This window comes from Chitinophagales bacterium (genome assembly GCA_020636535.1).
Lineage (GTDB): Bacteria > Bacteroidota > Bacteroidia > Chitinophagales > JADIYW01 > JADJSS01.
Genome location: JACJXT010000011.1, coordinates 154,099 through 170,343 on the forward strand (window position 1 = coordinate 154,099; position 16,245 = coordinate 170,343).

The window sequence follows — 16,245 nt, forward strand, 5'->3', positions numbered from 1 at the left end:
TTTTATTTTTTTAAATAATACAGCGTATTGCTTTTGGCTTTGGTTAAAAATTGTGTAGCATAGTTTTGAATATCTTCTGGTGTAATGTTATAATAGATTTCGGTTTCTTTATTTACCAAATCAATATCATCAATTAATTCAGAAAAAGCCAAACTAATCACTCTGTTCATTAAACTATAATCAGAAAAACTTATATGTGTTAATAATTTATTTTTTATTTTATTTAACTCATCAGATTCAATGATATGTGCTTGTAACTTTTCTATTTCTTTCCAAATTAAATCGTATGCTTTATTTATGTCATAATCATTCGCTACTTTTCCTTGAATAACAAACATACCTTCATCAATACTTCCACTAATGTAGGCATCAATGCTTACAAATGCTTTTTCAATCTTTACCAGTTGTTGTACCAATCTCGAAGCACTTCCAGTCGATAAAATATCTGTAATAATATCTGCAACATAGTATAACTTATTTTTTCTTTTAGGCATTCTAAAAGCCAAGTAAATAGCATTTAAAGGAACAGCATCGTGTACTGTTAGAGTTCTAGCTTCGGTTTGTTCTGCTTCATGCTGTATCGTTACCTTTCTTATATTATTTAAAGATATATTACCAAACCATTTTTCTGCTAAGTCAAACGCATTAGTAGCTTCAATATTTCCACCAACAACTAAAATAGCATTGTTCGGTTGATAAAAGTCTTTATAAAACTGTTGTACATCGCTCAGTTTTGCGTTTTCAATTTGTTCAATATTTTTACCAATAGTTGGCCAACTATAACTGTGCTTTTCATAAACCATTGGTCTTAACAAATGCCAAGCATTACCATACGGTTGATTGAGATAATTTTCTTTAAACTCTTCAATCACTACTTTTTGCTGTACAGATAAACTGCGTTCGTTAATATCTAACTGATGCATTCTGTCAGCTTCTAAACACAAACCAATTTCAACATTTTGCTTAGGCAGAAAGTCATAGTAATTAGTATAGTCATTATTGGTAAATGCATTATTACTGCCTCCAGCTTGTTGTATTGGATGATCAAAATTTGGAAAAGATTTTGTTCCACCAAACATTAAATGTTCAAACAAATGAGTAAAACCAGTTAAGTGTGCATCTTCATGTTTAGCACCAACATTATATAAAATATTGACCATAGTAAAAGGTGTAGTCGTATCATGATGATGAATAACTTTAAGTCCGTTTGAAAGCACTTGTTTTGTGTACTGAATCATGTTGCAAAATTAAGATTTTATAAACCATTTAAAACAAAACAATATTAATGATGTTTAAATTTTGAATTTTTATAGATTATATTACGAACGACCTACAATAAATTTAGTGAGAACAAATAAAAAAGCGTTAAGAAAATCTTGTTGTTTGAGCGAAGCGAGTTTCAAGATTTTTAGCTTTTTTAAGTAGTTCGAATGTTAAGAATTTATTGCAGTCTTGACTTTTTGGTTCGTTTTGTGTCAAGACAAAATGAACAAAGTATAAATTATGGTGTAGATTTTATATCTGAAACATCCGAATCAATTTATAATACATATTTTGTATTAATTTTTTTCGTGCTGTCGGAAGGAAACATCCGACATGTTCTTATTCACAAGTATTCTAGATATAAAATAATTTTTGAATTTTTCTATAATTGAGCGTAGCTTTGCACTATCATGAATTTATCAACGATATATCAAAAAGCATTAAACTTCGAAAATCTTACAATAGAAGAAGGTGTCTTTTTATATCATCATGCAGCAACAGCAGAATTAATGGAAATAGGTCATCAACTTCGATTAATTCAGAAACCAGACAATATTGTTACTTGGCAGATAGATAGAAACTTGAATACTACCAATGTTTGTGTTGCCAATTGTAAATTCTGTAATTTTTATAGAAAACCAGGTGATGTGCATGCTTACATCACAGATATTGAAACTTATAAAAGAAAAATAGACGAAACCATTAAATATGGCGGTGATCAATTATTATTACAAGGAGGTCATCATCCAGATTTAGGTTTAGATTTTTATGTCGATTTATTTAAACAACTTAAAATATTATATCCAAATATACGATTACATGCATTAGGTCCGCCAGAAATTGCACACATTTGTAAGCTCAGTAATAAATCACACCATGAAGTTTTAAGTGTATTAAAAGCTGCAGGATTAGATTCATTGCCAGGTGCTGGTGCAGAAATTTTAAACGACAGAGTACGAAGATTATTAGCCAAAGGCAAATGTACAGGACAAGAGTGGTTGCAAATAATGGAAGTAGCACATCAGTTACATATTACTACTTCTGCAACGATGATGTTTGGACATATAGAAACCATAGAAGAAAGAATGCAACACTTAGTTTGGATAAGAGAAACACAAGCTAAGAAACCTTCATCAGCAAAAGGATTCAATGCATTTATTGCTTGGCCATTTCAAGACGAAGGCACATTATTAAAAAGAATGCGTAATATTTCTAATACAGTAACAGGCGATGAATATATTAGAATGGTAGCAATAAGTAGAATGATGTTGCCAAACATAAAAAACATACAAGCATCGTGGTTAACAGTTGGAGAACAAGTAGCACAAATGGCATTATATGCAGGAGCTAACGACTTTGGTTCCATTATGATAGAAGAAAATGTAGTATCTGTTGCAGGTGCACCACATCGTTATACTTTTAAGACCATTCAAAATGCTATAAAAAAAGCAGGATTCCAAGCACAGCTAAGAAATCAAGAATACGATTTTAGAGAGCTACCAACTAATATACAAGAACAAGTGATTGATTATTAAGCATTCTTAACAAAATTAACAACATTTAGTACAACAAATGTTTTCAATTTTTTCACTCAAAATTTACTTTTAACTAAAAAAATCCAATAAATACTTTTGTTTTATAAAATATTGTCTTAATATTGCAGTTGACAAAGTATAGATTATTAAATATTTTTAACAAACTGAACAGTTTTATGAAGAAAAAATTAGTTTTTTGGCTACTTGGATTGATACTCTCGGTTCAAGTATTTGCACAAACAAGGACAATTAGTGGTACTGTTACAGACGCTGCAACAGGCGAGGCACTAATCGGAGTAAATGTTACAGGAAAAGGTACCGATGTAGGTACTGTAACTGACATTGACGGAAATTACACCTTAGAATTAGCTAAAGACATTACGGCTTTAGTTTTTTCTTATGTTGGCTTTACAACCATTGAGAAGCCAATTACATCTTTAGTTATAAATGCAGCTATGGGTGAAGACGCACAATTAATGGACGAAGTAGTTATTACAGGTATGCAAATCAAAAGAGAAAAAAGAAGTACCTCTTTTGCAACACAAACTATTTCAGGAGATGATTTAAATAAAACATCTAGTAATGCATTAAGTGCTTTACAAGGAAAGGTTGCTGGGGTTAAAATTAACTCCACCTCTGGACAAATAGGTTCGTCTACTCGTATAGTTATTAGAGGAGAGAAATCTTTAACTGGAGATAATAATGCATTAATTGTTGTCGATGGGGTACCAATCAATAACTCAAATCAGGTATCTGATAACTTTGTTAACGATGTGAAAGATTACGGTAATAGAGGTATGGATTTAAATCCAGAAGATATTGAGTCTACTCAAATTTTAAGTGGTCCAGCAGCTGTGGCCTTATATGGTACAAGAGGTGCAAATGGTGTTATCTTAATTACTACCAAATCTGGTAAAATGAAAGATGACAATTTTAAAGTATCTATCAAGAGTGGGATGACTTTTGATAAGGTTTATAATGTTTTAGAAAGACAAAATCAATATGGTGAAGGATATTACCCTAGTGGAATTGTAAATGGAGAGAACTTTTCTTGGGGACCTGCTTTTGATGGAATTATAAGACCATGGACATCTCCAATACAGACTGAAAATGGTGTTTCTCAATTAATAAGACCATATTCAGCAATAGATAATCATTTAGAATCATTTTTTAATACAGGAATTACTTTAGATAATAATGTTTCAATTCAAGGAAATAATGATAAATTTACTTATTATTTATCTTATGGGAATTTAAATAATACGGGAATATTACCATATTCATATTATAAAAGACATAATGTCACATTTAATGCAAGTGCAGATCTTTCTGATAAATTTTCAACAAGCTTTGGAGTTAAATATGTAAATATTAAGCAAGATTCTAAAGTAAGCGGTAGAGAGTTTGCAAATCCTTATATGGCAGCAATTCAAACTCCAGTGAATATCCCTTTTCATGAACTAAGAGACTACAATAGCCCTTATCAAGACCTTGCTGGTTACTATGGATCATATACGCCTAATCCATATTTTATATTAGCAAATACTTTCAATGAAAATTATGTTCATAACATAATTGGTAATTTTGAATTGAATTATAAGCCAATTGAGGATTTAACTTTAACTGCTCGTTTTGGGGATAATATTATTATTCAAAATATTGAGGAGAAACAACCAAAATATGATTATACTTTAGATAACTTTAATCCAGATAATTTAGGTGGAGAAAGAAGTAGCAGTATAGGATCCTATAATGCATATGCATATACTAAGAATGACTTATCTGCAGATTTAATGGCTACTTATAATAAAAACTTTGCTAAAGACTTTAATATATCATTAATTGGCGGTTTATCTTATTTTGAACAGTCTTCAAAAGCTGTTGCTGGATTTACTCAAGGAGGACTTGTTGTTCCTAACTTTTATAGTTTAAGTAACTCAAGTCAAACTCCTCTGGCTACAAATAGTTTAAGTAAAAAGAGACTATTAGGATTATTTGCTAATATGAATTTTGGATTTAAAAATATGCTATTTTTAGAGTACTCTGCTAGAAATGATTGGTCTTCTACTTTACCTCTTGGTAATAACAATTATTTCTACCAAGCAGGGGGCGTTTCTTTTGTTCCTACAGAGTTGTTTAAAAATAAATGGGTAAATTACATTAAAATTAGAGGAAATGCAGGAACTTCAGGAAAAGATGCTCCAACATATAGGTTAGCATCTGTTTATGTATCAAATCCAGCATTTGATGATTATTCAGTTACGGAATATCAAACGCTTTTTCCTGTAATTGCTCAAGATGGTTCAACAATTAGTGGTTATACTGCAGGTAATAGAATTGGAAATCCAGATTTAAAGCCAGAATTGACATTTAAATGGGAAGTTGGAGCTGATGTTTCTTTTTTTGATGATAGAGTAAGAACTTCATATACATACTATCAAGAAAAATCTAAAAATCTTATTGTTGATGTTTCACTGCCAGGATCCTCTGGGTATACGGTGTTAACTAAAAATGTAGGAAAGGTATCAAACAAAGGACACGAATTAACTGTATTTGCTACTCCGATAAGAAATATTAAGAATGTAACTTGGGATTTAAGACTTGCGTTTTCCAAAAATAATAATTTAGTTGAAAAAGTTTCTGATGAAACGAGTGAGCTTACAATTGGTGGTTCTACTGTAGCCAATACTAATGCTATAGAAGGAAAACCATTTGGTGTTTGGAAGGTTAAAGATTACTTGTATGATTCTATAGGTAGAATTATTGTTGGTTCAGATGGTATTCCTTTGACTAGTGCTTCTACAGTGGAAACTGATTTTACTACACAACCTAAGTATTTAATGGGTTTTGGCTCAACTTTATCTTGGAAAGGGTTATCTATTGATGTTCAATTTGATATGAGTAAAGGAGGTTATTTTTGGTCAGGTACAAGAGAATTGGCTGAATTTAATGGCACATCTGTTACAACATTGCAAAATAATAGAGAACCGTACTTAGTTCCTAATTCTGTAGTAGATAATGGAGATGGCACATATTCAGAAAATACTGTTGCTGTTGTGGATCCATATCAATTATTTGGTTCAAAGTCAGCCGATATTAATTATATAATAGATGCGTCCTATATTAAATTAAGAGAAGCCAGTATATCTTACTCTTTACCATCAAAATTATTTAAGAATGTTCCTTTGTCTGGGGTTACATTTTCAGTTGTGGGAAGAAATTTGAAATTTTGGTTCGCTGAAGATAATTTATTTGCAGATCCTGAGGCCAATTCATATGGTGGAGCAGGAAATGTTCAAGGATATGAAGTTGCAACAACACCTCCTGCGAGAAGTTATGGGTTTAATGTGAAAATTGATTTTTAAATTTAAAAGTAATAAGATGAAAATATGTTTTAGAAAAACAATGCTATTGTCAATATTTATTTTGTCAATATTTGGAGTAGGATGTCAGAAAGTTTTAGATATTAATACAGATCCAAACAATCCAAGTTCAGCTACTCCTGAGTTACTTCTACCTACAGCACAAGTTGCATTAGGAGTTGCTTTTGGTGATGAATATCATTTTGTGACATCTATGTGGGCTCAATATTGGACTTCAGGTACAACTATTTCTACAACTCCATTAGAGAATTTTACTATGACTGGTGGAGAAGTTAATAGATCATGGAGAAATACATACTCTAGAAGTTTGCTAGATTTATCTCAAATAATTAAGTCGGGAAATCCTTACTATAGTGGTATATCAAAAGTATTAATGGCATTTACCTATCAAAGATTAGTTGATATTCACGGAGATATACCTTTTTCAGAAGCACTTAAAGGGGCAATTGAAGATGGTGGTATTTTAACTCCAAAATTTGATTCTGATAAAGATGTTTATGATGCACTTATTCCCATATTAGATGACGCTATAACTGATTTATCATCTAATGATAATAGCTATGCTAAACCTAGTAGTGAAGATTTGGTATATGGAGGTGATTTAGATAATTGGATTATATTTGCTAATACACTTAAATTGAAAATACTTTTAAGACAGTCACTAGTAGATAATACTAAATTGGCTGAAGCATTGACATTGCTACAGTCAGGAGTTTCGTTTATAGACCAAAACAATTCAGCTTCAATATATTTTAATGGTTCAACATTAGGTAATTCAAATCCAACATGGCTGAGTTATGAGTCTAGATCTGCAACAAAAATGTATATGAGAGCGAGCAAAACAAGTATAAATGTTCTTGATTCTTTATCAGATCCTCGGATAGCAACAATATATGATGCTGGTACTAGTGGATATATTGGAATTCCGCAAGGTGAAGCGAATATTCCTGCTCCAGTAGGTGTATTAGGACAAGCAAATAATTCATTTGCACAACCTAGCAGTGATTATATTTATTCCAATGACCTGCCAGTTTGGCTAATTAGTCCATGGGAAAGTAAGTTTATTCAAGCTGAAATCTTATTAAGAAGTGCAGTGAGTGGGGATGATGTTTTATTTGAAGAGGCAGTTACAGCTTCATTTGATTATTTTGGTCTTTCATCATCAGCAAGTGCATATATCAGTAGTTTAGATTATACTACTAACAAAATTAAGACACTTGCAATTCAAAAATGGATTTCTATGAATGGTTTGCAGCCTACTGAAGGTTGGATTGAGACTAGAAGGTTTGATATCGAATCTACTAATAATATAATTTTTAGAGGTGTTGGAGGAATATTTTATGATCCATCTTCAACTTCACTTCCATCTAATGTTTTTCCTTCAAAAATGTTGTATGGTTCAAGCGAGTCATCATATAATCCAAATACTCCAACTACTACTGTTACAGCTAAAGTTTTTTGGGATAATTAATTTTTAAAAGTAAATAATATGAGAAATAAGTTAAAATTTTTATCGTTCTTTATAATCGCTTCTATTTTTTTTACAGTTGGCTGTAAGAAAGATTATATAGATTCTAAAGAAACATTTCTTCCAGAGTTAACAATAAATGGAGATGCTTTCATTATTCAAACAGTAGGAGAAATATATGTAGATGCAGGAGCGGTAGCAACTGCGGCAGGTCAAGAAATTGACTATACCACTACTGGAACTGTAGATTATAATGTTCCAGATATTTATACACTTGATTATGAGGCGTTTAATGAGGATGGGTTTTCTGTTACAACAAGTAGACAAGTTCTAGTTGTTGATACATTGGCAGCTGATGAAGATTACTCTGGAAGTTACCAAAGAGGATCTAATACTCCAGTAACTATTTGGACTAAAGACGGTGATAATCCATATTTATATCATTGTAATAATCCTGGAGGAGTACCTAATAATGCACCTTTTAATGTTAATTTTGATGTATATTGTGTAGAACCAGGGATCGTAATAGTGCCTCTGCAACAGTCAGGAGTATTAGCTCCTTTTTATTGTACAGATGCTGATGACCCATCTAGTACAAGAATATTGTTTAATTCTTCCGCTACAGTAGGTCAAGTTGCATATGAGTGGTATGTTAATGGAGCTAATTTTTCTTATTTAGTTAGAACATTTAAAAAATTATAAAAAAAGTTTGTTATGAAAAAAATATTTTTAAAATTTTCAATATTACTATTTGCCTCTCTCGTTTCATTTGTTTCTTGTAAGAAAGACTATGAACCTGTAGTTTCAAATACTGTAGAAATGTCTGGTTCTTGGTGGGTTAAGTTACTATACTTAGATAATGGTGAGTATAGAGATTTATATGCGGATTTCGGTTATGGTGATATTTGGGGTGAGTTAATTACTTCAAATACTGCGAGTAATGATAAAGATTCGTTATGGATAATTGACCATGATTTATGGGATTTTCAGTCTAAGGTAAATTGTGATATTTCTAATTTGACATTTTCAAACTCTAATGCTATAAGCATAGTTGAGGATTATGAAATTGCTACACCTATTAGTAATGGTAAAGTATTAAAATCTGTAGCAGTTGCACCTAGTGGACATATTACAGATAGTATCGTTATGGATATTGAGTTTGAAGATTTTCCAGGATATGAGTGTAGAATTACCGGTTACAAAAGAACTGGTTGGCCAGAAGACGATCATTGATATAACCTTATCAATTAACTTAATACAAAAACCCACTACGAGATGTAGTGGGTTTTTTATTTTACTTAACATTCATTTAATTTCTACTTTTTAAACAATTTTTAATTACTGCGTATCTTTGCACCGATTAATTAAAGCATGTTAAATTATCTAAAATACCTAACGCTTTTATTGCTTTTTATAAGTACTCAATTTGTAGCTTTAGCTAATACAAATGAAACAACGCATAAAGAGTCATTAGTAGAAGAAGTAGAGCATGAAGCAAAAGAAGTAGAACACGAAGTAAAAAGTGAACTACATACAGAAGGCGACTTACCTAAAGATGTTACAGCTTATGTTATGAATTCAATTATGACGCATGTCGCAGATGCTAATGAATATCATATTGCTACAATAGATCACAAACATATTGTATTGCCTTTGCCTTGTATTCTTATTAATAAAGAAACCAAAAAAGTTTCTGTTTTTATGTCATCTAAACTACATAAAGTTCATGAATATGATGGTTATGCAATTAATCATGAAACAGGAAGAGTTATAGATGCTAAGACTCACGATAGATCAACTTTTTATGATTTATCTATTACTAAAAATGTGTTTCACATGATTTTGGGCTTTATTGTTTTAGCACTTATTTTCTTTAAAGTGAAGAACGCTTATGAAGTAAGACCAAATCAAGCACCAAGAGGATTACAAGGGTTTATGGAACCTTTAATCAAATACTTAATTGATGATGTAATTAAACAAAACATACCACATCACGACGAAAAATATACTGTTTTCATTTTGTGTATTTTCTTCTTTATCTTAATCAATAATTTATTAGGATTAGTGCCTTTCTTTCCAGGAAGTGCTAATCTTTCAGGAAATATTGCTTTTACAATGACACTGGCAATTTTTGCTGGAATTATGATAAACTTTAATGGAACTAAAGGATATTGGAAACACATTTTTGCAATGCCTGGCGTTCCAAAACCAGTTTTACTAATCTTAACGCCAATAGAAATCTTAGGTGTTATACTTAAACCATTAGTATTAATGTTGCGTTTGTTTGGTAATATTACTGGTGGTCACATTGCAGTATTAAGTATTGTAAGCTTAATATTTATTTTAGGCGATTTAGGCAGAAGTGTTGGTGGTACAGTGGCAGGAAGTGTATTAGCAGTGCCTATTTTATTGTTTGTAAATGCAATGGAATTATTTGTTGCTTTTTTACAAGCATATGTATTTACCTTATTAACAGCAATTTTTATTGGTATGGCAGTTGAAGAAGCCGACCATCATTAATTATATAAAATATTAAATTAAACAAATAAAACAAAAATTATGACAGGATTAGCAGCATTAGGAGCCGGTTTAGCAGCAATAGGAGCTGGTTTAGGTATCGGTTTAATTGGCGGTAACGCAATGCAAGGTATTGCAAGACAACCAGAAGCTTCAGGAGACATCAGAACTACAATGATTATTGCAGCAGCTCTAGTAGAAGGTGCAGCTATCATTGCGATGATCTTATCTTTCTTGATGAATGGTTAATTAAAAAATTTAAATTATGATTCTTTTATTCAATCCAATGGATTTGGTAACACCAGATCTTGGTTTAGTTTTTTGGACAACAATTGCTTTTGCATTATTTTGGTTTTTGGTAGGCAAGTATGCTTTTAAACCAATTGCAAATGCTATTAACAGTAGAGAAAAGTCTATTGAAGATGCATTAAATGCAGCTGAAAATGCAAAGTTGGAAATGACCAAATTACAAAATGAGAATGAAAAGATTTTAAGAGAAGCTAGAGAAGAAAGTGCTTCTATTTTAAAAGAAGCAAGAGCCATTAAAGATGGTATTATTAATGAAGCTCATGGTAAAGCTAAAGATGAAGCACAGAAAATTTTAGAACAAGCTAAATCTGAAATTTTAGCAGAAAAAAATGCAGCTTTAGCCGAAGTTAAAAACGAAGTAAGTAAACTGTCTTTAGAAATTGCTCAAAAAGTTTTAGGAAAAGAATTAAATTCTGAAAAAGATCACCAATCTTATATCAGTAATTTAGTAGAAAAAGAAAATTTAAATTAATCTTATGTCTTTAGATAAACTATCATTTCGTTATGCAACTGCACTTTATCAAGAAGCTGCGGCACAAAATACTTTAGATAGTTCATTGCAAGATGTTAAAGATTTAATCAAAATTATTAATAGTAATGATGAATTAAATCAGTTGTTTCAAAATCCAATTGTTGATGTTGAAACCAAACGATCAATAGTTCAGTCTCTTTTCCAATCTAAGCTAACACCTTTAGTGTATAATTTCTTAATCTTGCTAATAGACAATAAAAGAGAAGCAGGAGTGATACCAATGCTTAATAAGTTTATCGATATATACAATGATAAACATGGAATCTCAAATGTACAATTAATTCTCGCATCAGAAATTGACAATACTACACTTAATAAAATAGAATCATTTATAAAAACTCAATCAGGAAAACCTAATGTTGTCATTAATAAAAAAGTTGATGAAAGTATTTTAGGTGGTTTCATTATTAATTTTGGTGATAGAATTTATGACAATTCTGTAAAAAGAAAGTTACAACAAATAAAAAACGATTTAATACTTAACTAAGTAAAATATATTAAAATGGTAGATGTAAGACCAGACGAAATAGCCAACATATTAAGAACTCAGCTAAACAATGCCAATACAGATGCTCAGCTAGAAGAAGTAGGTACTGTATTACAAGTTGGTGATGGTATTGCTAGAGTTTATGGTTTAACTCAAGTTCAAGCTGGTGAATTAGTTGAATTTGCTAACGGAGTTAAAGCTATTGCACTTAACCTTGAAGAAGACAATGTAGGTGTCGTTTTAATGGGTTCTTCTGAAGAAATTAAAGAAGGAGACACTGTTAAAAGAACAGGACAAATTGCTTCTATCAATGTTGGAGAAGGCATGTTGGGTAGAGTAGTGAATACACTTGGTGAACCAATTGATGGTAAAGGACCAATTACTGGTGAAACTTTTAATATGCCTATTGAAAGAAAAGCGCCAGGTGTAATTTACAGACAACCAGTAAACGAACCAATGCAAACTGGTATCAAAGCTATTGATGCAATGATTCCAATTGGTAGAGGTCAAAGAGAGTTAATCATTGGTGATAGACAAACTGGTAAAACAGCTATTGCTATTGATACCATTATCAATCAGAAAGAATTCCACGAAAGAGGAGAAACTGTATATTGTATTTATGTAGCTTGTGGTCAAAAAGCATCTACAGTAGCTAATATTGCTAAAACACTAGAAGAGAATGGTGCAATGGCATACACAGTGATTGTTGCTGCTAATGCATCAGATCCTGCACCTTTGCAGTTCTATGCTCCATTTGCTGGTGCTGCTATTGGTGAGTATTTTAGAGATACTGGTCGTCCTGCATTAATCGTTTATGATGATTTATCTAAACAAGCTGTAGCATATCGTGAAGTATCATTATTATTAAAAAGACCTCCAGGTCGTGAGGCATATCCTGGTGATGTATTCTACTTACACTCTCGTTTATTAGAAAGAGCAGCTAAAATTATTAATAGAGATGAGATTGCTGCATCAATGAACGATTTACCAGAATCTTTAAAAGGAAAAGTAAAAGGTGGTGGTTCTTTAACTGCATTACCAATTATCGAAACTCAAGCTGGTGATGTATCAGCATATATTCCTACCAATGTAATTTCTATTACAGATGGTCAGATATTCTTAGAATCAAACTTATTTAACTCTGGTGTTCGTCCAGCAATTAATGTGGGTATCTCTGTATCTCGTGTTGGTGGTAACGCTCAGATTAAATCAATGAAAAAAGTTGCAGGTACACTTAAATTAGACCAAGCTCAATATAGAGAACTAGAAGCATTTGCTAAGTTTGGTTCTGACTTAGATGCTGCTACGCAATCAGTATTAGATAAAGGAAAAAGAAATGTGGAAATATTAAAACAACCACAATATTCTCCAGTATCTGTAGAAAAACAAGTGGCTATTATTTACTTAGGAACTAAAGGTTTGCTAAGAAATGTAGCTGTAAATAAAGTGAAAGAATTTGAAGAAGCATTTTTATCTGCTGTAGAGCAAAAATTACCAGAAGTTTTGAAAAACTTAAAAGCTGGTAAATTAGATGATGCTGATTTGAAAGAATTAGAAAAAGTAGCGAAAGATTTAGAACCTTCTTATTCATAAATAAATTATGCCTGCAAATTTAAAAGAAGTAAGAGCGAGAATTGGGTCTGTAAAATCAACCATACAGATAACTAAGGCAATGAAAATGGTATCTGCTGCTAAATTAAAAAGAGCAACAGATAGAATTATACAAATAAGACCATATGCCGACCAACTCAATGCTGTACTACAAAATATTGCTTCTAATTTGCAAGGAGAGGTAAATTTGGTTTATGCTCAAGAAAGACCAATTAATCGTGTATTAGTCGTAGTAATTACTTCTGATAAAGGTTTGTGTGGTGCTTTCAATTCAAATTCAATCAAAGCTGCAAAAAATATCATACAAGAGAAGTATGCTGAACAAGCTGCTAACAAAAAAGTAGATATTTTAACCGTTGGAAAGAAAGCTTACGATGCATTCAAATCATCAGAATATAAAGTAAATAAAGACTTTACTAATTTATTTCATGGCTTACATTTTGATGATGTAGCTAAAGCGGCAGAGTATATTATGTATGCTTTTGAACAAAATGTATATGATGTAGTAGAAGTAGCTTATGGTAAATTTAAGAATGCAGGAACTCAAGAAACAACTGTAGAGCAGTTTTTACCAATTATAACTACTACAAACGAAGCAGATGCTAAACATAAAGCAGATTATTTGTTTGAACCAGAACAACAAAAAATATTGGGTTCTTTAGTACCAAAAATATTAAAAACACAATTTTTTAGATATACACTTGATTCTAATGCATCTGAACATGGTGCAAGAATGACAGCAATGGACAAAGCTACAGAAAATGCTAATGAGTTGTTGAAAGACTTAAACATTATGTACAACAGAGCGAGACAAGCAGCTATTACAACAGAGTTGACCGAAATCGTTTCTGGTGCTGCTGCATTAAAAGGTTAATTAGTAGCTTACTTAAATTTTTGAGGAACGAAAAAAATGTGGCAATCTATGAGATTTGCTATAAAGGAATGATTTCTACATTTTTCGTTTATTAGGGTTTTGTCTATTGGAGAAAAAAGAAAGAATTTCAATTTGAGTTTTATTTTCTCTATAATACAGAGTGTTATACTTTCTTATAACAACCTTCCTTATTCCTTTAGATGTTGAAACAGGAAATAGACTTGGATTTATAGCAATTAATCTTAGAATTTTATTAATCTCTCAAGTTTGACACGATATTGAGTTAATTAATTGATTATCAACAATAGTGTTATTGGATTGGCTCACTACAAATTGGATTTTATAGTGTTAGTTTGTCTTTTGGAATGATGGGTTGTAATGGCATTAAACCTATTGCTCTTTGAAGTGCAATTTCGTTTTCTGTTGGTCTTGAACGTACATAGATTTGCTCTTTATTGTGTTGTAACAAGCTTACTTGCATTTTATTTAGCGTAGTTCTTAGCGTATTCTCTGTGAGTTTTAGTCCGCTTTTATTGGTTCTTTGTAGTGTGTAGTTTAATAGTGTATAAGCGATATAGCATAAACAAATATGTCCTTTAATTCGTTTGTCTGTCCAATGAAACATGGGTCTTATTTCTAAGTGTGCTTTAAAGGTTCTAAAGGTGTGTTCTATTTTATAAAGTTGTTTGTATTGTTCTAATACTTGTGTTGCTGTAAGGGTTTTGTTGTTGGTGCTAATAGCCAAAATGCCATCGTACTTTGCATCGTTTATTAGTTTTTGTTCATTCAGTTCATAGCTGCCTTTTGGGTTTTGTTGTATATAAAACCTACTTGCTTTTTTGGTAATTAGAGCTGTATTTTTTAATAGTATTTTAGCTGTAGCTTCTTTGTCTTCTCTATCTTGTTTGTCTTTTTTTGCTCGTTTTTGGCTGTGTGTTACGATGATTGTTTTACCATCGTGTTCTACGGTTTTATATGTAATTACAATGGCTTCGCCAGTTGTATCATGGTATATCCATTGTTTGGTAAAAGAAGCTAAATCGGTAAGCTCGGTTTGTAATGTTTTAGGTAAACTTTTGATGCGTTCGCCAAGTATAAATTCGTAGCCATTGTTTTTGGTAATTTCGATGTTATGTTTCGATAACATACCTCTATCTGCTACCATAATTATTTTTTCTATTTGATATTGTTTTTTTAAATCGATTAATGCTTTTTCAAAAGTATGTCCTTCGTAGGTATTGCCTTCAAAAATTTGATAACCAATCGGATTTTTATCAGTATCTATGAGCATACAAAACAAGATTTGTGTGTTTCCTATTTTGCCATCTTTACTAAATCCTTTTTGCCTAAGTTTGCCTTGTTGTTCTACTTCACTTTCAAAATACAAAGTGGTTACATCATAAAATACAACATCCAATTTTTGATTAAATAAATCTCTGCCTGTTTGGAAAATTTGTTGTTGAATGAGCGATTGATTGTCGGCTAATTTATCTAAAGTTCGATACAAGTGATGTAGCGAAACAGTAGGCAAATTAAGATATTCCGACTGATGTAGATAATTTTGATGTTTACTACACGGATCTTGTAATCGCTCTAAAAGCATCAACAAAACAGCATCCGAAAAATTAAATTGTAGTTTGTTTTTTGAGGCTATTCTGCGAAACACATCTTGCAAACCATAATGCTGTAATACTTTTTGGTAGAGGTATTGATAGCCATAATTGTATCTGCCTAATTCTAACAAATCGCTAGTTAGCAATGCCTTTACTTCGCCACCACCTAACTCAAATAATTGGATACCGATGGCTCGCAATTGGGCTGGTTTATAATCTTCTACTTTGCCAAGTGTGTGTAATATTTTGTGCTTTGATTTGCCCTCATCATTTCGATAGCTTTCTAAGATACGCAAATACGTGCCTGATGATTTTTTCTCTATCCGCAAAAATGACATACTGCAAAAATAGAGCGGATAAACTAATTATAAAAGCAACCAAAAAAAAATCGGCTCACTACAAATTTGAAAAAATAAAAACAAAACTCAATAAAATAAGGCGTTCTCAGTCATATTTTATGAAAAGGTGTCAAACTCGAGAAAAAAGAAAGAATTTCAATTTGAGTTTTATTTTCTCTATAATACAGAGTGTTATACTTTCTTATAACAACCTTCCTTATTCCTTTAGATGTTGAAACAGGAAATAGACTTGGATTTATAGCAATTAATCTTAGAATTTTATTAATCTCTTCAGATAATTTTTTCAGCTCTCGT

The 16,245-nt window shown here is 31.5% G+C and carries 13 protein-coding genes; 11 read left to right on the forward strand and 2 right to left on the reverse strand.

Annotated elements, in window-relative coordinates; all coding sequences use genetic code 11:
- Positions 1-2: 2 nt before the first annotated feature.
- Positions 3-1,238, reverse strand: a complete 1,236-nt coding sequence (locus H6553_01060; GenBank protein ID MCB9032406.1) for an insulinase family protein — start codon at positions 1,236-1,238, stop codon at positions 3-5.
- 435 nt (positions 1,239-1,673) lie between these two features.
- Between H6553_01060 and H6553_01065 the strand changes: the two genes are divergently transcribed.
- The 11 genes from H6553_01065 (at position 1,674) to atpG (ending at position 13,979) form a co-directional block, all read left to right on the forward strand.
- Positions 1,674-2,798: a CofH family radical SAM protein gene (locus H6553_01065; protein MCB9032407.1), complete on the forward strand. Its 1,125-nt coding sequence runs from the start codon at positions 1,674-1,676 to the stop codon at positions 2,796-2,798.
- A gap of 176 nt (positions 2,799-2,974) precedes the next feature.
- Entirely contained in the window at positions 2,975-6,163 is a 3,189-nt protein-coding gene (locus H6553_01070) for a SusC/RagA family TonB-linked outer membrane protein (GenBank protein ID MCB9032408.1), read from the forward strand.
- A 61-nt stretch (positions 6,164-6,224) separates the two neighbouring features.
- On the forward strand, positions 6,225-7,652 hold the full coding sequence (locus H6553_01075; protein MCB9032409.1) for a SusD/RagB family nutrient-binding outer membrane lipoprotein: 1,428 nt from the start codon (positions 6,225-6,227) through the stop codon (positions 7,650-7,652).
- 18 nt (positions 7,653-7,670) lie between these two features.
- Positions 7,671-8,351 carry a DUF5011 domain-containing protein gene (locus tag H6553_01080; GenBank protein ID MCB9032410.1) on the forward strand — a complete coding sequence of 227 codons (681 nt, stop codon included), beginning with the start codon at positions 7,671-7,673 and terminating at the stop codon, positions 8,349-8,351.
- A gap of 12 nt (positions 8,352-8,363) precedes the next feature.
- Positions 8,364-8,882, forward strand: a complete 519-nt coding sequence (locus H6553_01085) for a hypothetical protein (protein MCB9032411.1) — start codon at positions 8,364-8,366, stop codon at positions 8,880-8,882.
- Between the two features lie 138 nt (positions 8,883-9,020).
- Complete coding sequence (gene atpB, locus H6553_01090) at positions 9,021-10,169, forward strand: F0F1 ATP synthase subunit A (protein MCB9032412.1); 1,149 nt, start codon at positions 9,021-9,023, stop codon at positions 10,167-10,169.
- A 39-nt stretch (positions 10,170-10,208) separates the two neighbouring features.
- Complete coding sequence (atpE, locus tag H6553_01095) at positions 10,209-10,415, forward strand: ATP synthase F0 subunit C (GenBank protein ID MCB9032413.1); 207 nt, start codon at positions 10,209-10,211, stop codon at positions 10,413-10,415.
- A gap of 37 nt (positions 10,416-10,452) precedes the next feature.
- Positions 10,453-10,947, forward strand: coding sequence for a F0F1 ATP synthase subunit B (gene atpF, locus H6553_01100; GenBank protein MCB9032414.1), 495 nt, complete (start codon positions 10,453-10,455; stop codon positions 10,945-10,947).
- 4 nt (positions 10,948-10,951) lie between these two features.
- Positions 10,952-11,494, forward strand: coding sequence for an ATP synthase F1 subunit delta (atpH, locus tag H6553_01105; GenBank protein MCB9032415.1), 543 nt, complete (start codon positions 10,952-10,954; stop codon positions 11,492-11,494).
- A 15-nt stretch (positions 11,495-11,509) separates the two neighbouring features.
- Complete coding sequence (locus tag H6553_01110; protein ID MCB9032416.1) at positions 11,510-13,087, forward strand: F0F1 ATP synthase subunit alpha; 1,578 nt, start codon at positions 11,510-11,512, stop codon at positions 13,085-13,087.
- Positions 13,088-13,094: 7 nt separating this feature from the next.
- Positions 13,095-13,979 carry an ATP synthase F1 subunit gamma gene (gene atpG / locus H6553_01115; protein MCB9032417.1) on the forward strand — a complete coding sequence of 295 codons (885 nt, stop codon included), beginning with the start codon at positions 13,095-13,097 and terminating at the stop codon, positions 13,977-13,979.
- Positions 13,980-14,319: 340 nt separating this feature from the next.
- On the opposite strand, the gene H6553_01120 is transcribed toward atpG, so the two are convergent.
- Complete coding sequence (locus tag H6553_01120; GenBank protein MCB9032418.1) at positions 14,320-15,930, reverse strand: IS1634 family transposase; 1,611 nt, start codon at positions 15,928-15,930, stop codon at positions 14,320-14,322.
- Positions 15,931-16,245 lie beyond the last annotated feature (315 nt).

Excerpts from the sequence above, each read along its gene's own strand:
- atpG (MCB9032417.1), top strand. The coding sequence starts at position 13,095 with ATGCCTGCAAATTTAAAAGAAGTAAGAGCGAGAATTGGGTCTGTAAAA.
- H6553_01110 (MCB9032416.1), top strand. The coding sequence starts at position 11,510 with ATGGTAGATGTAAGACCAGACGAAATAGCCAACATATTAAGAACTCAG.
- atpH (MCB9032415.1), top strand. The coding sequence starts at position 10,952 with ATGTCTTTAGATAAACTATCATTTCGTTATGCAACTGCACTTTATCAA.
- atpB (MCB9032412.1), top strand. The coding sequence starts at position 9,021 with ATGTTAAATTATCTAAAATACCTAACGCTTTTATTGCTTTTTATAAGT.
- H6553_01080 (MCB9032410.1), top strand. The coding sequence starts at position 7,671 with ATGAGAAATAAGTTAAAATTTTTATCGTTCTTTATAATCGCTTCTATT.
- H6553_01120 (MCB9032418.1), bottom strand. The coding sequence starts at position 15,930 with ATGTCATTTTTGCGGATAGAGAAAAAATCATCAGGCACGTATTTGCGT.
- atpE (MCB9032413.1), top strand. The coding sequence starts at position 10,209 with ATGACAGGATTAGCAGCATTAGGAGCCGGTTTAGCAGCAATAGGAGCT.
- atpF (MCB9032414.1), top strand. The coding sequence starts at position 10,453 with ATGGATTTGGTAACACCAGATCTTGGTTTAGTTTTTTGGACAACAATT.
- H6553_01070 (MCB9032408.1), top strand. The coding sequence starts at position 2,975 with ATGAAGAAAAAATTAGTTTTTTGGCTACTTGGATTGATACTCTCGGTT.
- H6553_01060 (MCB9032406.1), bottom strand. The coding sequence starts at position 1,238 with ATGATTCAGTACACAAAACAAGTGCTTTCAAACGGACTTAAAGTTATT.
- H6553_01065 (MCB9032407.1), top strand. The coding sequence starts at position 1,674 with ATGAATTTATCAACGATATATCAAAAAGCATTAAACTTCGAAAATCTT.
- H6553_01085 (MCB9032411.1), top strand. The coding sequence starts at position 8,364 with ATGAAAAAAATATTTTTAAAATTTTCAATATTACTATTTGCCTCTCTC.